The following is a 21607-nucleotide window of genomic DNA, read 5'->3' as shown; positions in this document are numbered from 1 at the left end:
TGAGTCGAGTACGACGGACAGCGCCCGGCCGGGATCCTTCCGGCCGGGCGCTGTGCGTGACGGGGCGGCGTCGGACGCTCAGTCCCTCGTCGAGTAGAGGTCGTCGGCGACCGCGCGCCGGGTCGTCGTCCGGCGGTCGTCGACGCGCTCCCAGTGCTCGCCGTAGATCATGCGGGTCATCGCCGGGAAGCGCAGGAACAGATGGGGGTAACCGGCGGGCACCGCGGTGGCCTTGTCCAGTTCGGCCAGGTGCCCGGGGCCGAGCTGGAGGTCGACGCTGCCGAGGTTCTGCCGCAGCTGCTCCTCGGTCGTGGCGCCGATCACCGGGATCACGGTGCCGGGACGGGAGCGCAGCCAGGCCAGGGCGACCTGGGCGGGCGGGCGGTCCAACTCCTCGGCGATCCTGACCACTTCACGCACCACGTCGTCACCGGCGCCGCGGGCCCTGCCCCACGCGACCTTGTCGAGACGCCCCTCCTCGCCCCTGAGGTACTTGCCGGTGAGGCGGCCGTCGGCGAGCGGTCCCCAGACGAAGGCGGGAAGGTCGAAGGCGTGCGCCATCGGCAGGAACTCGTTCTCGACGGCGCGGTCCAACAGGTTGTAGTGCACCTGCATGGCCGCGAACGGGGTCCAGCCCCGCGCCTCCGCGAGCGTGTTGGCCTGGGCGATCTCCCAGGCCGGCCAGTTGGAGACGCCGACGTAGAGCACTTTGCCCGCCCGCACCTGGTCGTCCAGGGCCCGCATCACCTCGGCGACCGGGGTGAGGGTGTCGCGGGCGTGCACCCACAGGATGTCGAGGTGGTCGGTGCGCAGCCGTCGCAGGCTGTCCTCCAGCGAGACCACCAGGTTCTTGCGGTGGTTGCCCGCGGCGTTCACATCGCCCGGGCGGATCTGGAGGGTGTACTTCGTGGTGAGCAGGAAGGAGTCGCGGCGACCGCTCAGCAGCTCGCCCAGCGTGGACTCGGCACTGCCGCGCCCGTACTCGTTGGAGGTGTCGATCACATTGCCGCCGGCTTCGGCGAACAGGTCGAGGAGCCGGCCCGCGCGCCCCTCGGGCAACGCCCAGTCGTCGCCGAACGTCATGGTGCCCAGAGCGAGTTCGGAGACGCGTAAGCCCGACTTGCCGAGCACGCGGTAGCGCATCTCGGTCATCGCTCAGACCTCCAGCGCCGGCAGCAGAGTCTCTTCCTCGTAGCGGAAGTGGTCCTCCAGGCCGCCGACGACCCGGTCCAGCTCCGCGCGGAGCCGCGCCACGTCCTCCGGGTTCTGGAAACCGCCCTTGTCGAGCAGCTCCTCGAACTCGGCCAACGCCTGCTCCACCACCTTGTGTTCCTCGCGCAGCCGGGTGATCGCCGGGACGAGATGCGGGAAGCGCTTCTCGAAGGCGGAGAACGAGCCGTCCTCGCGGATGTGGTGCATCTGCAGCCCGTAGCAGTACGTCAGGCAGCGCTTGCGCAGTTGTTCCGAGAGGTCCGCCATGGACCGGGGGTCGGCGCCGCCCTCGGTGAGCGTTTCGTCGACGGCCGCGCGCACCCGCGCCAGCTCGGCCCTCAAGTCGGCGTGATGCTTGAGGAGTTGGGTACCGATCATCCGGCTGCGCTCGGTGATCACACCGAGGTCGAGCGGGTACAGGGCGACCACGGGAATGGCGCGGCCCGCCTTTTCCTCGTACTCCCGGAACGCGGGGTCGAGGGAGCACTGGAGCTCCCAGTACCGGTCGCGCTCCTCGCCCTCCAGGACCTGGGCCCGGGTGGCGTACGGCCGTACGGAACCTTCGTCCGTGCCGATCTCCATCGTCACCTGCGGACTGTCCAGCAGATTGTGGTACCAGTCGGGGTTCTTGCCGCGCCCGGCGTTGGAGGCGAAGACCAGGTAACGGTCGCCGTCCTTGTAGTAGATCGCGGGATTCACATGGGGCTTTCCGGTCTTCCGGCCCATCGTGGTCAGCACCACCATCGGTGCGCCCTCGAACATCCCGCCCACCCGGCCGTTGTTCGCCCGGAACTCCTGGATGACCCGCTCGTTCCAGCTCAGACCGCTGTCTGCCTGCTCTTCACTCATGAAAGTCTCCGTCCCCTTTTATTTGCTTTAAAAGCAAATCTAATGCCGAATCTAAGATCCCCGCACCCCGCTGTCAACCTCGGCCCGCACTGTCACCCGACGCACCCCGAGCACGGCGCCGGGCCGCCACGCCGACTGCTTCAGCAGGTCGTCGTCGCCCACGAACTCCTGGTGGTGCGGGGGACCCTCGCGCGGGGCGAACCACGTCCCGCTCCCGCCGGCCGGCCGGACCAGCCCCCGGCCGTCGGGGCCCGCGCCGTCCAGCAGGGTGAGCAGCCCGAGCGCCGGAACCATCCGGCCCAGCCGCACCGGCTCGCCCTCCTCCCCGCCGTGGTCCAGCAGCAGCCCGCCACGGTCCGCGGGCCGCAGCCCCGGGCGGTCCACCCGGAACACCTCCACGCCCTCGACGCGCCACACCACCCGGGTGCCGCCCGCCTCGTACCGGACCGAGAGCCGGTGCCACGCGCCGGGCGTGCGGGGTGCGACCGGGACGGCGTACGAGAAGGCGGCGTACCGCTCGCCGGGGAACGGCACCCGCTCGTACAGGGCGTGGACACGGGTGTTGGTCAGCAGGAAGTCGCAGACCACATGGGTGACCGGGTCCATCGTGATCAGCGCCGCGGTGGCCAGCCGGACGTCACCGTCCGGATCGGGCACCGCCGCACCGAAGGGATGACGGGCCCCGCCCAGGCCGCGCGCCGACAGGGTCGCCGTGCACTCCACGGTCCCGTCGGCCGGCACCTCGAACCCCCGCGCGCCACCCGGCCCGCGGGCCAGCGCCACCCACGCGAGGTGGTCGCCGGGACCGGTCCCGCGCCCCTGTGCCGGGGGTGCGAACGCGGGCTCGCCGGTGAGCGGGTCGGTGTCGGCCGGCGTGACGGTCATTCCGTCGGCCGCGATCCGCACGGTCGCCGGTTGCAGCGGCGGCACGTCCCAGGCGTCGTCGAGGCCGGCGCGGAAAACGTCGTCGAACAGCTCCATGGTCCCTCCGGAGACGTGGTCGCGGGCCGCGAGTGTCGGCACCCGGACACGAGATCCGCTCGAGCCCGCGTCCACTCCGGATCGAGAAGCCGCGGGCAGGGTCGGCGGCTCCGGTCGCGAGGGCCGGTCCACAGAACAGGAAGGAGCCCGCGTGTGAGTCACCCGACGACCGTGCTGCTGCTCCCCGGACAGGGCAGTCAGCGCGAGCGCATGGCCGCGGGGCTGTACGGGGCGCACCCGCAGTTCACCGCCGCCATGGACGGCTTCTTCGCCGCGCTCGACGCGCCCGGCGCGCAGGGCGAGCAACTGGCCCGGCACTGGCTGCGGCCCGCGCCCCATCCGGATCTCGACGACGCCCGGATCGCCCAGCCGCTCCTGCTCGGAGTCGGGTACGCGCTCGGACGGGCGGTCGCCGCCACCGTGGGCCCGCCCGGGCTGCTGCTCGGGCACAGCGCCGGTGAGCTGGCCGCCGCCGCGCTGGCCGGGGTGTTCCGCGCCGCCGATCTGGGCCGGCTCGCGGCGGCCCGGGCGCGGGTCGTCGGGGACGACGGCCGGGGCGGGATGCTCGCGGTGGCGGCGGCCGAGGACGAACTGCCCGCCGGGCTCGGGCCGGTGACGGTCGCCGCGGTGAACGGCCCCCGCCAGACGGTGCTCGCCGGTCCGTCCGACGCGCTGGAGCGGGCCCGCGCGACACTGACGGCGGCGGGCCGCACGGTGCTGCCGCTGCGCTCCGGACACGCCTTCCACAGCCCGTCGGTGTCCGCCACGGCACGGCGCTTCACCCGGGAGGTGGCGGCCCTGCGCCCGGCGCCCGCCCGCGCCCCGCTGGTGTCCTGCCGTACGGCACGGCCCCTGCGCGACAGCGAGGCCGTCGACCCCGCGTTCTGGGGCGACCAGATCGCGCTGCCCGTGCGGTACTGGCCCGCGCTCAAGTCGCTGCTCGACGCCTCGGGCACCGATCCGGGGCTGCTGCTGCTCGACGCCTCCCCCGACCGCTCGCTGGGCGCCGCCGCCCGCCGTCACCCCGCCGTGCGCGCCGGCGCCTCCCGGGTCCTGCCCCTGCTCGCTCCGGCCCACCGCACCGGCGGTCCGGCGGACTCGGAGACCTTCGACCAGGCGATGGCGGCCGTCACGGCCTGCGCACCGCCGCGCTCACCCGCCCGCAGCGGCGACAGCGTCGGCGTCGGTGTGCGTCGGCAGGTAGGCGGCCGTCACGATCAGGTCTGACGTCAGCCGATAGGCACCGCACAGTCGCGGCACCTCCCGGCGGGCGTGCCGGACCTCGATGCGGCCGCTGTGCGCGGTGACGGGGACGAGGCGCACCCGCGCGTCCCGCAGAGCGAGGGAGCGCCCCGGCCCGAGCGTCGGCATCCACGCCTTGTACGCCGCTTCCTTCGCGCTGAACAGCACCGTCTCCCAGGGAACTCGGGCGTGCGGCGGCGGGAGCGCCGCTCGTTCCGCGGCCGTGGTCAGCGCCGCCGTCGCGGCCGGCGACAGCGGTGCGGGCGGCTCCGCGTCGATCCCCAACGCCCGGGCGTCGGCGGCGAAGGCGACCGCCGCGGCGCGATAGCCGGGGCAGTGCGTGATGCTGCCCCGCACGCCGTCGGGCCAGCTGGGCGCGCCGTCCGGCCCGCGCAGCAGCGGACCGGACAGCGGCACCCCGAGGGCGGCGAGGGCCTGCCGGGCGCACACCCGCCCGGTGGCGAACTCACGTCGCCGCCGCTCCACCGCCGCCGGGGCGAGCAGCGCACGCTCCTCGTCGTGCAACGCCGTGACCGGCGCGTCGGCGGACGTCTCCACCGCACGGGCCCAGCCGGGAAGCAGCCTTCCCAGCAGCCGCGGCCCGGCCGTCACGCGTGGCACACGGGCAACCGGCCGCCGTTGAACTCGACCATCTCGCCGAAGATCCGCACCACGTCCAGGGGTTCGCCGTCCGGACCGCCGTCCGCCTCCGCGTAGGCGCGGTGCAGGTTGCCCACCAGGCGTTCGGGGTCCGTCCAGTCCTGGAAGGGGTGGGTGCCGAGCTGGCGTGCCGCCTCCAGCGGTGCGAGGCCCGCCGCCCGCGCCTGCTCGGCCGTCCGCTGCAGCCAGCGCAGATACCGCTCCGTCTCGTCGATCGCCTCGGGCCCGGCGAGGGGCCCGTGGCCGCCGACCACGACGCGCGGCGCCAGTGCGCGCAGCTCGGCAAGGGCCCGCAGGGAGCCGCGCAGCGAACCCATGAGGAGGAACGGTGTACAGCCCGGCAGGACGACGTCCCCCGCGAAGAGCACCCGGTCGGCGGGGAGCCAGACAAGGGTGTCCCCGGAGGTGTGCGCCGGTCCGGGGTGCAGCAGCTGGACCGTACGCCCGCCCAGGTGCAGTTCCATACGGCGGTCGTACGTCATGTCCGGCAGCCTGAGGTCGATGGTGCCCCAGTCCACCCCCGGCCACAGCCCGGTGAGCCCGAGGCCGGCCGCCGCCATCTCCTGGCGGGCCCGCTCGTGCGCCACGATCACCGTGTCGGGGCCGCCGACCAGCGCGTTGCCGAACGTGTGGTCCCCGTGGAAGTGCGTGTTGACCAGCACCCGGGGCGCCGCCCCGCCGAGCCGGCGGACCGCTTCGCCGAACCGGCGGGCCCGTGCCTCGGTGGCGACGGTGTCCACGACGACCGGCGCCCGGCCCTCGTCGAGCAGCACGCCTGCGTTGTTGACGCACCAGCCGCCGGTCTCCTGCACATACGCGTGAACCCCGTCGGCGATCTCCTCCAGGACGACGGGCGCGTACGCCGCCCCGGCCGCCGTGCCGGACGCGCTCACCGCCGGGCCCCCGCCTTGAGGTGCGCCCCGCAACTCTCCAGAGTGCGGCGGCTGTTGCCGGCCAGCAGCGCGGCCGCCCGGTCCCGGGCCCCGGCGAGCGAAGTGCCGGCGCCGAAGACCGCGTCGAGCGCGTCCGGGTCGAGGGCGGCCTGGTGGAGGCTGACCACACGGGTGCCGTCGTCCGTCCCCGTCAGCAGCCAGGCACCGCTGTGCCCCAGCAGCCCGCGCGGCACGGTCGTCTGCTTGTAGACGAGCCGCTCGCCGGGGAAGCACAGGCGCACCGACTGGGTGCCGTGCACGGAGCCGTCGGCGCCGTGGGTGCGCATGTCGAGCGTCTGCACCCGGGCACCGCCGACCAGGGCCGTCTCGTCCTCCTGGAGGTCGAGCCCGGCGACATGCGGGACGCGCTCCGGCCACAGGTCGGCCCGGTACAGGAAGTCGTACACCGCGGCCGGCGGTCCGGGTACGACGTACTCGTCGCGGACGGTGAACAGGAGCTCCTCCACATCCTCGTCCCGCCCCGCCCAGCGGGCCACGGCCGCGACCTCGGCCTCGCTGTTGCGGCCCAGCGCCTCGGCGACCGTCGTCCGCGCGCTCTCCGCCCCGGCCTCCAGGATCCACTCGTGCCCGAGGACCAGCTCCGTGTCCCCGTCACGCTCCTCGAACCGCCAGTGCCCGCTCATCCACTCCAGCGGCGGTCCCGGCACCTCCTGCCGGAAGTCGATGCGCAGCCGCTCCTCGTCCAGCATCCGCAGGGACGTCCAGGTGCGGATCTCGGAACCGGCTACGGCCCACAGCCGGATCCGCTCCGAGTCCCGGTCGCTCTCCAGCACCTCGGCCGCGAGGCACGGCGGAAAGAGGACCGGCCAGCGGGTCACGTCGGCGATCAGCCCGTAGCCGCGGTGGGCCGGCCCGGCGTACCGGGCCGTGTGCTCAGCGGCGGTCGTCGTGGTGGTCGAATCGATCGGCACGGCCGACCCCTCCCCGTGTCAGTAGTTTCCGAGCCCGCCGCAGACGTTGAGCGCCTGCGCGGTGATGGCGGCCGCCTCGTCGCCGACGAGGAAGCCGACGAATGCGGCCACCTCCTCGGGCTCCGTGTACCGGCCGATCGGGATCTTCGCCTGGAACCGCTCCAGGACCGTCTGCTCGTCGGTCGCCCACAGATCGGCGTAGCCCTTGCGCACCTCCGCCGCCATCTCCGTCTCCACATAGCCGGGGCAGACGGCGTTCACGGTGATGCCGGTCTTGGCCAGTTCGAGGCCGAGGGCCTTGGTGAACCCGACCACGCCGTGCTTCGAGGCGGAGTACGGGGCACCGAGGACGACGCCCTGCTTGCCGCCGGTCGAGGCGATGCTGATGACGCGTCCGCTGTCCAGGCCGGTCATGCCGCCCGTGGTCAGCACCTCGCGGGTGACCAGGAAGACACTCTTCAGATTGGTGGCGATCACGTCGTCCCAGAGGTCCTCGGACAACTGCGCCGTCGGCCCGCCGCCGCTGCGGCCCGCGTTGTTGACCAGGACCCGCACCGGCCCGAAGCGGTCCACGGCGGCCCCGACCCAGGCGCGCACCTGCGCCGCGTCGGTGACGTCGCAGGCGGCGCCCGCGGCCGTGTGGCCGAGATCGGTGAGGTGCTTGACCTCGGCGGCGACGGCGTCCGCGTCGCGCGCGCACAGGAACACCGGGTGCCCTCGGCGGGCGAGTGTCAGCGCCACCGAGCGGCCGATGCCCCGGGTCGCGCCGGTCACCAGAGCGGGGCCGGGCCCGGCGGCCCGCGTCCCGGTCATGACGGCGTCCCCTGGGCCGCGGTCGCCAGGCTGCGGTTGACCAGCAGCAGGAACGCCCGCGGGGTCACGGCGTCGGCCACGTCCTCGTCACGCAGCTGGACGCCGTAGCGCTGCCCGACCGCCGCGGCGGTCTCCAGGATCGCGAGCGAGTCGTAGCCCAGGTCGGTGAAGAGCCGGTCGAGCGCCGCTTCGCCGAGTTCCACGTCGTCCAGGTCGCCGGCGCATTCGGCGAGGACGCTGCGCAGATCGGCGAGCCGCAGTTCGGGGCCGTCGCGGTGCAGTTCGGGGCCGGAGTGCTCCGGCAGGACGATGTCGTTCACGCGATGCCTTCCTGTTCTGTTCGTGGGCCGTGGTCCGCGTCCGCCGGACTGCCGGGCGGGGCGGTGACGACCAGAGCCGAGTTGAAGCCCCCGTGGCCACGGGCCAGGACGAGTGCCGTGCGCACCCGGGCGGCGCGGGGCTCGCCGCGTACGAGGTCGAGCCGATGCCGTGGAACGGGTCGCTCCACATGAGCGGTCGGGGGGATCAGCCCGTGCCGCAGGGTGAGCAGCGCGGCGACGACGTCCAGCGGCGGACCCCCCGCGGTCAGCCGTCCGGTGAGGGTCTTGGGCGCGGTGACGGGGACGCCGTAGGGGCCGAACAGCTCCGCCAGGGCGGCGGCCTCGATGTCGTCGAGCGCCGGCTGCGCCGCCGCGTCGGCGAAGACCACGTCGACGTCCGCCGGTTCCACCCCCGCCTGGGCGAGCGCGAGCCGCGCGGCGCGGGCCAGGCCCGGTGGCCGGCCGGAGCCCGGCGGCGGATCGAAGGTCGAGGCGTGCCCGGCCAGCTGTCCGTACACCTGCCGGGCGCCGCGCTCGGCGGCGGCGCTGGCACTCTCCACCACGAGCAGGGCCCCGCCCTCCCCGGGCACATGCCCGGCGGCGGCCTCGTCGAACGGCAGATACGCCCGGGCCGGGTCACGCACCCCCGAGAGCCGTCCGCCGGAGTGATGGGAGAGCAGGCCCCAGGGGTCGAGGGCGGATTCGACCCCGCCGGACACCACCAGGGCGGCGCCCTTGCCCAGCATCCGCCGGGCCTGGCCGAAGGTGTCGAGGCCGCCCGCCTGGTCGGCGACGATCACGCTGCCGGGGCCGCGCAGACCGTGCCGGATGGATATCTGGCCGGTGTTCACGGCGTAGAACCAGGCGAACGACTCGTAGACGCTGACCCGGCCGGGCCCCTCGGTCCACAGCTTGCGGACCTCGCGATGGGTGAACTCGAAGCCGCCGGTCGCGTTCGAGGTCGCCACCCCGGTCGTGTACTCGGGCAGCGCCGCCGGATCGGCCCCCGAGTCCTCGATCGCCCACTGCGCGGCGACGAGCGCGAGCCGGGTGACCCGGTCCGTCTGCGGCAGCAGCCGCCCCGGCAGCATCGCCGCCGCGTCGAAGCCGGTGACCACGCCGGCCAGCGGCGAGGGATAGCGGGCGGCGTCGAACCCCGGGACCAGCCGGACGCCGGACGCGCCGCGCAGGGTCGCGTCCCACCACTCCTGGACGCCGAGCCCGTTCGGCGCGACGACACCGATACCGGTGACGACCGGCGGGGCGGTGCCGGCGGAGGACCGGCCCGCGGCGGGCACGGAGGTCTCTGTGCCGATCACGCCCGCACCCCCCGCGGCTCGCGCGACAGCACCAGGGCGCTCTGGAACCCGCCGAAGCCGCTCCCGACCGTCAGAACGGTGCCGAGGTCGCGCGGGCGGGCTTCGAGGGGTACGTAGTCCAGGTCGCACTCGGGGTCGGCCTCGTGCAGGTTCGCCGTGGGCGGCACGGCCCCGAACTCGATCGCCAGGGCGCAGGCGGCGATCTCGATGGAACCGATGGCGCCGAGCGAGTGCCCCACCATCGACTTGATGGAGCTCACCGGCGTCCGGTAGGCGTGCTCGCCGAGCGCCAGCTTGAAGGCCGCCGTCTCGTGCCGGTCGTTCTGCTTGGTGCCGGACCCGTGCGCGTTGACGTAGTCGACGGCCTCCGGCGCGAGCCGCGCCTCGTTCAGCGCGCTGGTGATCGCGTCGGCCATCTCCCGCCCGTCGGGCTTCAGCCCGGTCATGTGGAAGGCGTTGCACCGCGAGGCGTGCCCGTCGATGACGGCGTACACATGGGCGCCCCTGGCCCGCGCGTGCTCCAGCTCCTCCAGTACGAGCATGGCGGCGCCCTCGGCGATGACGAAGCCGTCACGGGTGCGGTCGAAGGGGCGTGAGGCGTGCTCCGGGTCGTCGTTCCGGGGTGACGTGGCCTTGATCGCGTCGAAGCAGGCCACCGCGATCGGGGAGATCGGCGCGTCCGTGCCCCCTGCGATCATCACGTCGACGGTGCCCTCGACGATGAGGTCGCGCGCATGACCCACGGCGTCGATGCCGGAGGTGCAGCCCGTCGAGAAGACGGCCGCGGGCCCCTCCGCCCCGGTCATCGTGGCGATCTCGGCGGCGAAGGAACTGGGCACGAAGGCGTCGTACAGATGGGGCGACAGATAGCTCTCGTCCACCTCCCACAGCCGGCCGCTGTCGCTGAGCACCAGGTACTCGCGCTCCAGGCTGGTCGTCCCGCCGACCGCGGTGCCGACGCTGACGCCGATCCGCCCGGGGTCGAGGGTGTCGAGTTCGAGCCCGCTGTCCTCCAGGCACTCCCGGGTGCTCAGCACCGCGAGCTGCGCGGCCCGGTCAAGACGCCGCAGCTCGCGGGGGGTGAGGGTGCTCTGCTCGGCGGTGAAGTCGACCTCCGCCGCCATCCGGGAGCGGAATCGGGCGGGGTCGAAACTGGTGATGGTGCGGGTCGCGGTGCGTCCGGAGATCAGCAGATCCCAGAACGCCTTGCGGCCCACTCCGCTGGGGGCCATCACGCCGATGCCGGTGATGGCGACGGTTCGGCTCACTGGAACAGCTCCTCGTAGGGCAGGGCCGTCATCGGTCCGCCGGCAGCCCGGCGTCCACGTAGGCGATGAACGCGGCCGGCGTGCGCAGGTCGTCGAAGGCCTCGTCCGGGATGGTGACCCGGTACTCGTCCTGCACCCGCATGGCGATCTCGTAGACGACCAGGGAGTCGTATCCCAGGTCGCCGAAGTCGGTGTCCACGGTGGACTCGTCGAGGGCGGCGGCATCCGCCCCCTCGAGACACGCCTCCACGACCTTCCGGAACTCGGTGAGGGTGAACCCGCTCATGACTCCCCTTCCGCTCGACGGGCCGCCAAGGTCGGCGGGGGTGCTAGACGAACGGTCGAGCCTCACTGGACGGCACGCCGGACGCGGCCACGGCGCCCTGGTCACACAGAGTTCTCCAGTGATCCTCGAGTCCCGCCTCCGACGCTCTGGTTCCGGCCCTTGCAGCAGGGCCTTTGCCGATGCAGGACCGACCCGGGCACCGGGCACGCACCAGGCGCACACCGGGGACGTCACTCACAGAGATGGGGAAGCCGACCGAATGAACTCGCTCCTACTGGCGGTCCTCGGGCCGATCTTCGGACGCCCCAGCGGAATTCCGGGCCTCATCGGAGGCGCGATCATGCAGCGCGGAAACGCCGAACAGGAGGCGTGGGCGGTCGAACAGGCCGGCCTCAAGCCCGGGGACCAGGTCCTTGAGGTGGGCCCGGGTCCCGGCATCGGTCTCGCGCTGGCCGCCGAGGCGGTCGCGCCGGGCGGCCGGGCGATCGGGGTGGACCCGTCGGCCACGATGCGTGCCATGGCCCGGCAGCACTGCGCCCTGCACCTCGCCGTCGGCCACGCCTCGCTCCGGGAGGGCACCGCCGAGGACACGGGACTGCCCGACGCTTCCGTGTCGGCCGCGCTCTCCGTCAACAACGTGACCCTGTGGGACCGCCCCGCGGCCTACACGGAGCTGCAACGCGTACTGCGCCCCGGTGGCCGCCTGGTGATCGTGCACCACCGGCACACCATGAACACCACGCCGGAACAGCTGCACGACGAGCTGGTGAAGGCCGGCTTCGAGGACGTCACGCTCGACGTGCAGGGCCGCACCATGGGCCGTGCCGCGGTCGGAATCCTCGCCCGCCGGGCCGCCGGCTGAGACCCGGCCCCGCCGGTCGGGCGGGCCCCTGGATCGTGTGCCGCACGTGTGATCCGCAGGCGGCACACTGCCTCAGCCATGGTGAGGCAGTCGTCGGTGGGTGAGGCCGGGCCCGGCCTCACCCACCGACTGTCTCCAGGAACCCCGCGGTGCCCCGTCGAGAGACGGGGCCCTTCGTATGTACGGGGCAGCGAAAGACACAAGCACGGGGACGCAGCTCGAACGCGCTGAGACCTGCACAGGGCGACGCGCAGACCGGACCTGCCCGATCGGCCCGAATCCCAAGGCCAACCGCAAACGAGAAACCCCAGATCAGAGGACTGACCTGGGGTTTCTCACAGAGCCGCCTTCGGGATTCGAACCCGAGACCTACGCATTACGAGTGCGTTGCTCTGGCCATCTGAGCTAAGGCGGCGCGCCGACCGCACTATGGTGCGATCAGCAACGTCGGTAAGTCTACACAGTTTCCGGGGGTGCTCCGCACCGGCCCCGGAGGCAGCCGCTCCGGGGCCGGGAGGAGGGGTTACGAGCAGCGCTTGCCCCGCTCCGGAGGCGTCCCGTGCAGGAGATAGGCGTCGATCGCGGAGTCGATGCAGGTGCTGCCGCGGCCGTAGGCGGTGTGGCCGTCGCCCTCGTAGGTCAGCAGGCGGGACGAGGTGAGCTGGGACGCCAGCGCCCGCGCCCAGCGGTACGGCGTCGCCGGGTCGCGGGTGGTGCCGACGACGACGATCGGGGCGGCGCCGCGCGCGGTGATGCGGTGCGGCTCGCCCGTGGCCTTCACCGGCCAGTACGCGCAGCTCAGGGAGGCCCAGGCCAGACCCTCGCCGAAGACCGGGGACGCCTTCTCGAACTCGGGGAGCGCCGCGCGCACCTCGTCCGGCGTGGAGAACGCGGCGGGCAGGTCGAGGCAGTTCACGGCGGCGTTGGCGAACATCAGGTTCGAGTAGCGGGCGCCGGCGTCCCGTTCGTAGTAGCTGTCCGAGAGGACCAGGAGCCCCGCGCCGTCGTTGTCCTTCATCGCCGACGTCAGCGCCTCGCGCAGCTGCGCCCAGGCGCCCTCGTCGTACATCGCCGCGATCACGCCGGTCGTGGCGAGGGCCTCACCGAGCTTGCGGCCGTCCGCGTCGCCGGTGGGGATCGGGTGCGCGTCCAGCTTGCCGAAGAAGGCCTTCAGCCTGGTCCCCACCTGGTCCGCCTTCTTGCCCAGCGGGCAGTCCGGCTGCTGCACACAGTCCCGCGCGAACGACTGGAACGCCGTCTCGAAGCCCGCCGTCTGGTCCAGGTTCATGCGGCGGGCGGGGAGCGAGGGGTCCATCGCGCCGTCCAGCACCAGTCGGCCGACCCGGTCCGGGAACAGGCCCGCGTACGTCGCCCCGAGGAACGTCCCGTACGACGCCCCGACGTACGTCAGCTTCCCGTCGCCCAGCGCGGCCCGCAGGATGTCCATGTCCCGGGCCGCCTCGGCGGTGGACACATGGCGCAGCAGCTCGGGTGACCGGGCCCCGCAGCCCTCCGCGAACTTCTGGTACGCGGCGACGAGTTCGTCGGTCTCCTCCGTGTCGTCGGGTGTCGTGTCGGTCTGCGTGTACGTGTCCATGTCCCGCCCGCCCAGGCACTCGACGGGCTCGCTGCGGGCGACGCCGCGCGGGTCGACCGCGACCATGTCGTACCGGGCGCGGACCTCGGCGGGGTAGCCGATCCCGGCGTACGCCTGGAGATAGCCGACCGCGGAGCCGCCCGGCCCGCCCGGGTTCACCAGCAGCGAGCCGAGCGGCTTGCCGGAGCCGGTCGCCTTCTTGCGGGCCACGGCGAGGCGCACGTCACCGGCGTCCGGCTTGTCGTAGTCCAGCGGCGCCCTCATCGTGGCGCACTGGAAGCCGGGGACACCGCAGCTGCGCCAGCTCAGCTTCTGCCCGTAGTACGAGGCGAGGGCGGCCGGCGTGGCCTTCGGCAGCGCGGCCAGCGCCGCCTCCGCCGCCGAGTTCGGGGAGCCCGTCGCGCTCCCCGAGGAGCACGCGGAGACGAGCAGCGCGGCGAGGGCGAGCACGGCACCGCCGGTGCGGGTGCGCCGGTGGCGGGGCGGGGTGGGGGGCGGGTCGAGCGGGTCTGCGGAGCGGGGACTGCGCCTGATGTGCATCAGGCGAGCGTAACTCTGCGCAGCCGCACGAATGCTCTCCGTGCTCGATCCTGCTCGTACGAGTTACCTGGTCAACCCCCTGTTGATCGTCGGTACGGGTCGCTTCCGCGGGCGGTCAGCCGGCTCTCAGCGCCATCGTCATCGCCTCCACCGCGAGCAGCGGCGCCACATTGCGGTCGAGGGCATCGCGGCAGGCGGCGATCGCCTCGATGCGGCGGAGCGTGGACTCCGGGGAACTGCCGCGCGCGAGCCGCTCCAGGGCGTCCTCCGCGTCCGCGTTGGCGATGGCCACGCGGGAGCCGAGCTGAAGGGCGAGGACGTCGCGGTAGAAGCCGGTGAGGTCGGTCAGCGCGACGTCGAGGCTGTCGCGCTGGGTCCGGGTTCTGCGGCGCTTCTGCTTGTCCTCCAGGTCCTTCATCACGCCCGCCGTGCCGCGCGGCAGCCGCCCGCCCTGGGCCGCGCCCAGCGCCGCCTTCAGCTCCTCGGTCTCCTTGCCGTCCATCTCCTCGGCGAGCAGCTTGGCGTCCTCGGCGGCGGCGTCGACGAGTTCCTGTGCCGCCTTGAGGCAGCCGCCGACGTCGTCGACGCGCAGGGGGAGCTTGAGGACCGCGGCCCTGCGCTCCCGCGCGGCCGGGTCGGTGGCCAGTCGGCGGGCCCGGGCGACATGCCCCTGCGTGGCCCGGGCGACGGCCGCCGCCACGTCCGGCTCGATGCCTTCCCGGCGTACGAGCAGGTCGGCGACGGCGTCCACGGAGGGGGTCCGCAGGTTGAGGTGCCGGCAGCGGGAGCGGATGGTGGGCAGGACGTCCTCGATGGAGGGGGCGCAGAGAAGCCAGACCGTGCGGGGGGCGGGCTCCTCGACCGCCTTCAGCACGGCGTTCGCCGACTTCTCGTTCAACCGCTCGGCATCCTCCACGAGGATCACCTGCCAGCGGCCGTTCGCCGGCGACGTGAAGGACTTCCGGACGGTGTCCCGCATGTCGTCGGCGAGGATCTGCGTACCGACGGCGGCCACGGTGGTGACGTCGGCATGCGTCCCGACGAGGGCGGTGTGGCAGCCGTCGCAGAACCCGCACCCGGGGACCCCGCCGAGGGCCCGGTCCGGGCTCACGCACTGCAGCGCGGCGGCGAAGGCCCGCGCGGCCTGCGTTCGCCCGGCGCCCGGCGGCCCGGTGAACAGCCACGCGTGCGTCATCTTCGACGCCACGGGCGGCGGCGCGTCCGAAGCGGCGGCGGTGACGAACGCGTCGGCATCCCGAGCGGCAGCACTCAGCTGCTCACTCACCTTGTCCTGCCCGACGAGGTCGTCCCAGACGGTCATGCGTGTCGCCGCCCTTTCGTCACGGTTGGGGTCGCGGCATCCATTGTGCGGTGCGGCACTGACAACGCCGCCCCACCGCCGGCCTCAGCCCCGGCGTCCCCGCCCACGCCGTCCGCGACCGTCACCGAACTCCTCGCCGTCCCGCGGGCCCAGCAACTCGTCGGCGAGCGACGGCAGATCGTCCAGCGGGGTCTCCTCGGCCCAGTCCGACCGCGGCCGCCGCCGGGGCGCCCCGGTCTCGTCGACCTGAGGCATCTCCCGCGTACGGTCCTCGGCCCCGTCGGGCCGCGCCCGCTCCTCCCGGAAGAACCCCGGCGGCACCCGGTCCACCGGAGCCTCGCCCGGCACGGGCGGCAGCACAGCCGTCTCGTCGGCCGCACCCGGCACCACGGGAGGCAGCACCGCGGTCTCGTCAGCGGCCCCCGGCACCACCGGCGGCAGCACGGCCGTCTCGTCCGCCGCGCCCGGCACGACGGGAGGCAGCACCGCGGTCTCGTCAGCGGCCGAAGCCGGCGGAGGCTTGGGCAGCTCGGCGGTCACCTCATTGTCAGGAACCCGCCCCTCGGAGCCACGCCCCTCGGAGCCACGCCCCTCGGCCGACGGCTCCTCAGCGGCACGCCCCGCACCGGCACCCGCCTCGTCGGAGACCTTGTCGGAAATCTTGGCGGAGGCCTCGCCGGAGGCCGTGTCGGAGACCTTCCGCAGCACCGCCGTCTCCTCCACCGGCCCGCCCGACGCGTTCGTCGGCGTCACCACCGGCGTCGGCACGGTCGCCGCGTCCGGCCCCACCGCGGACGGCGTCGGCTTCTTCGGGCCCGCCTCGGCCGCCGCGGACGCCTGCTCGGCGAGCCGCCGCGCCTCCTCGGCCCGCAGCAGCGCCTCCTCGGCCTTGCGCTGCTTCTCCACGCGCCGCGCCTCGGCCTCGGCCCGCAGCCGCGCCTCTTCCTCGGCCTGCTTGCGCCGCCGGTCCTCCTCGGCCTTGCGGCGCGCTTCCTCCTCGGCCCGCGCCTTCTCCTCGGCGAGGAGGCGGGCCCGCTCCTCCTCGGCCCGCTTGCGCGCTTCCTCGGCCCGCTGCCGGGCCTCCTCCGCCTGCCGCTCGGCCTCGCGCCGCTGCGCCTCCTCCAGCTCGCGCCGCTTGCGCTCCTCCTCCTCGGCGCGCAGCCGCTCCAGCTGCTCCTGGCGCTCGCGCTCCAGGCGCTCCTCCTCGGCCTTGCGCGCGGCCTCTTCCTCGGCCTTGCGGCGCGCTTCCTCCTCGGCCTTGCGCCGGGCCTCCTCCTGCTCCCGGATCTCCTGCTCGGAGAGCGGCAGCAGCTGGTCGAGGCGGTGCCGTACGACGGTGGTGACGGCCTCGGGCTCCTGGCCCGCGTCCACCACCAGGTACCGGCCGGGGTCGGCGGCGGCCAGGGTCAGGAATCCGGAGCGCACGCGCGCGTGGAACTCCGCGGGCTCCGACTCCAGCCGGTCCGGCGCCTCGGTGAACCGCTCCCGGGCGATCTCCGGGGAGACGTCGAGCAGGACGGTCAGGTGCGGCACCAGCCCGTCCGTCGCCCACCGGTTGATGCGGGCGATCTCGGTCGGGGACAGGTCACGGCCCGCGCCCTGGTACGCCACCGACGAGTCGATGTACCGGTCGGAGATGACGACCGCGCCCCGCTCCAGCGCGGGACGGACGACGGTGTCCACGTGCTCCGCGCGGTCCGCCGCGTACAGCAGCGCCTCCGCGCGGTGGGACAGACCGGCGCTCGACACGTCCAGCAGGATCGACCGCAGCCGCTTGCCGACCGGCGTGGCGCCCGGCTCGCGCGTGACGACGACCTCGTGGCCCTTGGCCCTTATCCACTCGGCGAGCGCCTCGGCCTGGGTGGACTTACCGGCGCCGTCGCCGCCCTCCAGGGCGATGAAGAAGCCGTTCGCGGCGGGTGCCGTCACCGGGTCGTCGCCGCCGAGCAGCGCGTCCCGCAGGTCCTGCCGCAGCGGCACGCCGGAGCGGTCGTCGACCTTGGCGAGCACCAGCGCGGCCACCGGCAGCAGCAGCGCGCCGACCAGCATCAGCGTGAAAGCCGCCCCGCCGTGCGCGAAGACGAACTTGCCGCTCTCCAGCCGGTGCGGTCCGATCAGCGCGGCCACCAGAGGCGCGATGAGCGCGCCGAGTGCCACGAAGACCCGTACGACCGCGTGCAGATGCTCGGTCGTGCGCGGGCGGCGGTAGTCCTCGGTCTCCTGGTCCAGCAGTGCGTGCCCGGTGTTGGCGGCCACGCCCGCGCCGATCCCGGCCAGCGCGACGATGAGGAGGACGGTGGTGACGTCCGGGACCAGGCCCGCGGCGAGCAGGGCGACGCCGGTGAAGGCGATCGCGAGCGCGAGCAGACGGCGGCGTGAGAGCGAGACCAGCACCTTGGGCGCCGTGCGGATGCCGACGACGACCCCGCCGGTCAGCGCGAGCACCAGCAGGCCGTACGTCACCGGTCCGCCGCCCAGGTCCTTGGCGTGCAGCACGGACACGGCGACGGCGGCGGAGATCGCGCCCGCGACGGCGGCGGAGGCGAGGACCAGCAGCGGCAGCACGCCGGTGCGGCCCTTGTCGACGCCGGTGCCCGTCTTGGGGCGGCGCAGGCCCTCCAGCGGCGACCGCGCGCGCGGGGTGCGCAGGTCGGGCAGTTCCAGGAAGGTCAGCACGGACAGCGACGCGGCGAACAGGCCGGCCGCGACATACGACGCGAGCGCCGCCTGGTGCTGGTCGAACCAGTCGATCCCGGCACCCAGCAGGTTGTTGACGAGGGCGGCGGCGACGAGCCCGGCAGCGGCCAGGGGGATCGCCACGAAGCCCGTACGCAGCGACAGGCGGCGCAGCGCGTCGAGGTGGTCCGGCAGCGGTCGTACCGTCGCGCCCTCCGGCGGCGGGGCCGGGAGCAGGGCGGGCGCCGCGCTCTCCCGGCACACGGTCCAGAAGCGCTCGGCGACGCCGGTGACGAAGGCCGTCACCAGGAGCATCGCCAGCGCGTTCTCCGGCGTCCAGTCGATCCACAGGGGCGCGACGATCAGCAGCGCCGCCCGGACCCCGTCCGCGCCGACCATGGTCCAGCGGCGGTCGAGCGGCCCCTCCTGCGAGGTGAGGGACGTCAGGGGGCCGAGGAGCACCGCGCCGAACAGCAGCGTGGCCAGGATGCGCACCCCGAAGACGGTCGCCACTGCGAACGCCACACCTCGGTAACCGCCTCCGAAGGAGCCCTCGGCGATCGCCGCCTGGAGGGCGAGGACGACCAGCACCAGAAGTGCCAGGGCGTCGCCGATCCCACCGACCAACTGCGCGCTCCACAGCCGCCTGAGCTGAGGTTGGCGCAGCAGGGCGCGGACGGCGCGCTCGCGGGAGTCCGCTGCAAGGGCGTCGTCGGGGGCCGGGTGGTGGGCCGTTGGCTGCTCGGCTCGCGTCATGCTTTCAGCCTATCGGGCAGCACCGACAGGACGCGGCGCCCGTCCGAACGTGCGCACGCCCCGACACCAAAGTGATGCCGGGGCGTTCGTTTTGCGAAGCCCCGATGGGGCATCGCGGCTTGTCTCAGTCCTCCGACGCCGCCTTCGAAGCCGCCGCCTTCTTCGCGGTCGTCTTCTTCGCGGCCGTCGTCGTCTTCTTCGCGGCGGTCTTCTTGGCCGCCGTCTTCTTGGCCGGGGCGGCCTTCTTCGCGGCCGTCTTCTTGGCGGGCGCCTTCTTCGCCGTCTTCTTCGCGGGGCCCTTCGCCCGCTTCTCGGCGAGGAGTTCGTAGCCGCGCTCGGGGGTGATGTCCTCGACGCTGTCGCCGGAGCGCAGGGTCGCGTTGGTCTCCCCGTCGGTGACGTACGGCCCGAAGCGGCCGTCCTTGACCACGACCGGCTTCTCGCTGACCGGGTCGGTGCCCAGCTCCTTCAGCGGCGGCTTGGCGGCGGCCCGGCCGCGCTGCTTGGGCTGGGCGTAGATCGCGAGCGCCTCTTCGAGGGTGATGGTGAAGAGCTGCTCCTCCGTCTGGAGCGAGCGCGAGTCCGTGCCCTTCTTCAGGTACGGCCCGTAGCGCCCGTTCTGCGCGGTGATCTCCTGGCCCTCGGCGTCGGCGCCGACGACCCGCGGCAGCGACATCAGCTTGAGGGCGTCCTCCAGCGTCACCGTGTCCAGGGACATCGACTTGAACAGCGAGGCGGTCCGCGGCTTCACGGCGTTCTTGCCGGTCTTCGGGGTGCCCTCGGGGAGCACCTCGGTGACGTACGGGCCGTAGCGGCCGGCGCGGGCGATGATCTGGTTGCCGCTGACCGGGTCGGCGCCGAGCTCGAAGTCGCCGCTCGGCTTGGCGAGCAGTTCCTCGGCGTACTCGACGGACAGTTCGTCGGGCGCGAGGTCGTCGGGCACGTCGGCCCGCTGGTGGCCGTCCGTGTCCTTCTCACCGCGCTCGATGTACGGGCCGTAGCGCCCGACCCGCAGCACGATGCCGTTGCCCACCGGGAACGACGACACCTCGCGCGCGTCGATCGCGCCCAGGTCGGTCACCAGCTCCTTGAGGCCGCCGAGGTGGTCCCCGTCGCCGTTGCCGGCGTCGGCGGCACCCCCCACCGTGCCCTCGCCGAAGTAGAACCGCTTCAGCCACGGCACGGACTGCGCCTCACCGCGGGCGATGCGGTCGAGGTCGTCCTCCATCTTGGCGGTGAAGTCGTAGTCGACGAGCCGCCCGAAGTGCTTCTCCAGGAGGTTGACCACGGCGAAGGAGAGGAAGGACGGCACGAGGGCCGTGCCCTTCTTGAAGACGTAGCCGCGGTCGAGGATGGTGCCGATGATCGACGCGTACGTCGACGGGCGGCCGATCTCGCGCTCTTCGAGCTCCTTGACCAGCGACGCCTCGGTGTAGCGGGCCGGGGGCTTGGTGGCGTGCCCGTCGACCGTGATCTCCTCGGCGGAGAGCCGGTCGCCCTCGCTGACCTGCGGCAGCCGGCGCTCACGGTCGTCCAGCTCGGCGTTCGGGTCGTCGGCGCCCTCGACGTAGGCCTTCAGGAAGCCGTGGAAGGTGATCGTCTTGCCGGACGCGCTGAACTCGACGTCCCGGCCGTCGGCGGCGGTGCCGCCGATCTTGACCGTGACGGAGTTGCCGGTCGCGTCCTTCATCTGGGAGGCGACGGTCCGCTTCCAGATCAGCTCGTACAGCTTGAACTGGTCGCCGGTCAGACCGGTCTCGGCGGGCGTGCGGAAACGATCACCCGAGGGGCGGATCGCCTCGTGCGCCTCCTGCGCGTTCTTGACCTTCCCGGCGTAGGTGCGCGGGGCGGACGGCAGGTAGTCGGCGCCGTACAGCTGCGTGACCTGCGCGCGGGCCGCGGCGACAGCGGTGTCGCTGAGCGTCGTGGAGTCCGTACGCATGTAGGTGATGTAGCCGTTCTCGTACAGCTTCTGGGCGACCTGCATGGTCGCCTTCGCGCCGAAGCCGAGCTTGCGGCTGGCCTCCTGCTGGAGGGTCGTCGTCCGGAACGGGGCGTACGGCGAGCGGCGGTACGGCTTGGACTCGACGGACCGGACGGCGAAGTCGGTGTTCTCCAGCGCGGCGGCCAGGGCGCGGGCGTTCGCCTCGTCGAGGTGGAGGGTGTTCGCGCTCTTCAGCTGCCCCAGGGAGTCGAAATCACGGCCCTGCGCGACCCGCTTGCCGTCGACGGTCTGGAGCCGGGCCACGAGGGTCGACGGGTCGCTCGGGTCGCCGGCGCGGCCGGTGCCGAAGGTGCCCGTCAGGTCCCAGTACTCGGCGGAGCGGAACGCGATGCGCTCGCGCTCCCGCTCGACGACGAGCCGGGTGGCGACGGACTGGACGCGGCCCGCCGACAGCCGCGGCATGACCTTCTTCCACAGGACCGGCGAGACCTCGTAGCCGTAGAGGCGGTCGAGGATGCGGCGGGTCTCCTGGGCGTCGACCATGCGCTGGTTGAGGTCGCGCGGGTTGGCGACGGCCGCGCGGATCGCGTCCTTGGTGATCTCGTGGAACACCATCCGCTTGACCGGGACCTTGGGCTTGAGGACTTCGAGCAGGTGCCACGCGATGGCCTCGCCCTCGCGGTCCTCATCGGTGGCGAGGAAGAGCTCGTCGGAGTCCTTCAGCAGGTCCTTGAGCTTCTTGACCTGGGCCTTCTTGTCGGCGTTGACGACATAGATCGGCTCGAAGTCGTGCTCGACGTCCACGCCGAGGCGGCGCACCTCGCCGGTGTACTTCTCCGGCACCTCCGCGGCGCCGTTGGGGAGGTCGCGGATGTGCCCGACGCTCGCCTCGACGACGTAACCAGGGCCGAGATAGCCCTTGATCGTCTTCGCCTTGGCTGGCGACTCGACGATGACGAGTCGGCGGCCGCCGTGTGCGGTCTCGCTGGTCGGGGACAACTTCGCTCTTCTCTCCGGTCGACGCTGGGGCCTCCCCAGGCGCAGGCGGCTCCGGGGAGGAGCAGGTGCGTTTCCGCGTCGTTCGGTGCGTGCTCTC

17 protein-coding genes and 1 tRNA gene are annotated in these 21607 nt (G+C 73.3%); 2 read left to right on the top strand and 16 right to left on the bottom strand.

Annotated features, from left to right (window positions below; translation table 11 throughout):
* Nucleotides 1-78: 78 nt before the first annotated feature.
* Genes DI272_RS25315 through DI272_RS25305 form a run of 3 tightly spaced genes read right to left on the bottom strand, consistent with a single transcriptional unit; the run spans nt 79 to nt 3084 of the window.
* Nucleotides 79-1143 (bottom strand): aldo/keto reductase, encoded by a 1065-nt coding sequence (locus DI272_RS25315; RefSeq protein WP_109501026.1) that lies wholly within the window; start codon nt 1141-1143, stop codon nt 79-81.
* A gap of 12 nt (nt 1144-1155) precedes the next feature.
* Complete coding sequence (locus tag DI272_RS25310) at nt 1156-2061, bottom strand: nitroreductase/quinone reductase family protein (protein WP_258314668.1); 906 nt, start codon at nt 2059-2061, stop codon at nt 1156-1158.
* Between the two features lie 51 nt (nt 2062-2112).
* Nucleotides 2113-3084, bottom strand: a complete 972-nt coding sequence (locus DI272_RS25305) for a DUF6081 family protein (protein WP_146238386.1) — start codon at nt 3082-3084, stop codon at nt 2113-2115.
* A 111-nt stretch (nt 3085-3195) separates the two neighbouring features.
* On the opposite strand from DI272_RS25305, the gene DI272_RS25300 reads away from it, so the two are divergent.
* Nucleotides 3196-4269 carry an acyltransferase domain-containing protein gene (locus DI272_RS25300; protein WP_109497562.1) on the top strand — a complete coding sequence of 358 codons (1074 nt, stop codon included), beginning with the start codon at nt 3196-3198 and terminating at the stop codon, nt 4267-4269.
* On the opposite strand, the gene DI272_RS25295 is transcribed toward DI272_RS25300, so the two are convergent.
* The 8 genes from DI272_RS25295 to DI272_RS25260 are packed head-to-tail and all read right to left on the bottom strand — an operon-like array spanning nt 4195 to nt 10814.
* Nucleotides 4195-4905, bottom strand: a complete 711-nt coding sequence (locus tag DI272_RS25295) for a 4'-phosphopantetheinyl transferase (RefSeq protein WP_109497561.1) — start codon at nt 4903-4905, stop codon at nt 4195-4197. The genes DI272_RS25300 and DI272_RS25295 overlap by 75 nt on opposite strands.
* Nucleotides 4893-5837 (bottom strand): MBL fold metallo-hydrolase, encoded by a 945-nt coding sequence (locus tag DI272_RS25290; RefSeq protein ID WP_258314667.1) that lies wholly within the window; start codon nt 5835-5837, stop codon nt 4893-4895. The genes DI272_RS25295 and DI272_RS25290 overlap by 13 nt, the downstream gene beginning before the upstream one ends.
* Nucleotides 5834-6808, bottom strand: a complete 975-nt coding sequence (locus DI272_RS25285) for an aromatase/cyclase (RefSeq protein ID WP_109497560.1) — start codon at nt 6806-6808, stop codon at nt 5834-5836. Before DI272_RS25285 ends, DI272_RS25290 begins: the two co-directional genes overlap by 4 nt.
* 18 nt (nt 6809-6826) lie before the next feature.
* Nucleotides 6827-7621, bottom strand: a complete 795-nt coding sequence (locus DI272_RS25280; RefSeq protein ID WP_109497559.1) for an SDR family NAD(P)-dependent oxidoreductase — start codon at nt 7619-7621, stop codon at nt 6827-6829.
* A complete protein-coding gene (locus DI272_RS25275; protein ID WP_109501023.1) occupies nt 7618-7881 on the bottom strand; it encodes an acyl carrier protein in 264 nt (87 codons plus the stop codon). The genes DI272_RS25280 and DI272_RS25275 overlap by 4 nt, the downstream gene beginning before the upstream one ends.
* 56 nt (nt 7882-7937) lie before the next feature.
* A complete protein-coding gene (locus tag DI272_RS25270; protein ID WP_258314904.1) occupies nt 7938-9257 on the bottom strand; it encodes a ketosynthase chain-length factor in 1320 nt (439 codons plus the stop codon).
* Entirely contained in the window at nt 9257-10528 is a 1272-nt protein-coding gene (locus DI272_RS25265) for a beta-ketoacyl synthase (protein ID WP_109497558.1), read from the bottom strand. Before DI272_RS25265 ends, DI272_RS25270 begins: the two co-directional genes overlap by 1 nt.
* 28 nt (nt 10529-10556) lie before the next feature.
* Nucleotides 10557-10814, bottom strand: a complete 258-nt coding sequence (locus DI272_RS25260; protein WP_109497557.1) for an acyl carrier protein — start codon at nt 10812-10814, stop codon at nt 10557-10559.
* 259 nt (nt 10815-11073) lie between these two features.
* Between DI272_RS25260 and DI272_RS25255 the strand changes: the two genes are divergently transcribed.
* Nucleotides 11074-11676, top strand: coding sequence for a class I SAM-dependent methyltransferase (locus DI272_RS25255; RefSeq protein WP_181387309.1), 603 nt, complete (start codon nt 11074-11076; stop codon nt 11674-11676).
* Between the two features lie 341 nt (nt 11677-12017).
* Here DI272_RS25255 and DI272_RS25250 read toward each other — a convergent pair.
* From DI272_RS25250 to topA, 5 genes are all read right to left on the bottom strand, one after another.
* Nucleotides 12018-12091, bottom strand: a tRNA-Thr gene (locus tag DI272_RS25250).
* Nucleotides 12092-12199: 108 nt separating this feature from the next.
* Complete coding sequence (locus DI272_RS25245) at nt 12200-13813, bottom strand: alpha/beta hydrolase (protein WP_109497555.1); 1614 nt, start codon at nt 13811-13813, stop codon at nt 12200-12202.
* Between the two features lie 115 nt (nt 13814-13928).
* Nucleotides 13929-15134 carry a DNA polymerase III subunit delta' gene (locus tag DI272_RS25240; protein WP_109497554.1) on the bottom strand — a complete coding sequence of 402 codons (1206 nt, stop codon included), beginning with the start codon at nt 15132-15134 and terminating at the stop codon, nt 13929-13931.
* Nucleotides 15135-15218: 84 nt separating this feature from the next.
* A complete protein-coding gene (tmk, locus tag DI272_RS25235; RefSeq protein WP_109497553.1) occupies nt 15219-18566 on the bottom strand; it encodes a dTMP kinase in 3348 nt (1115 codons plus the stop codon).
* A gap of 124 nt (nt 18567-18690) precedes the next feature.
* On the bottom strand, nt 18691-21510 hold the full coding sequence (topA, locus tag DI272_RS25230) for a type I DNA topoisomerase (RefSeq protein WP_109497552.1): 2820 nt from the start codon (nt 21508-21510) through the stop codon (nt 18691-18693).
* Nucleotides 21511-21607: the final 97 nt, after the last annotated feature.

This window comes from Streptomyces sp. Act143 (genome assembly GCF_003143935.1).
Lineage (GTDB): Bacteria > Actinomycetota > Actinomycetes > Streptomycetales > Streptomycetaceae > Streptomyces.
This window is presented reverse-complemented; position numbering and strand designations above follow the sequence as displayed.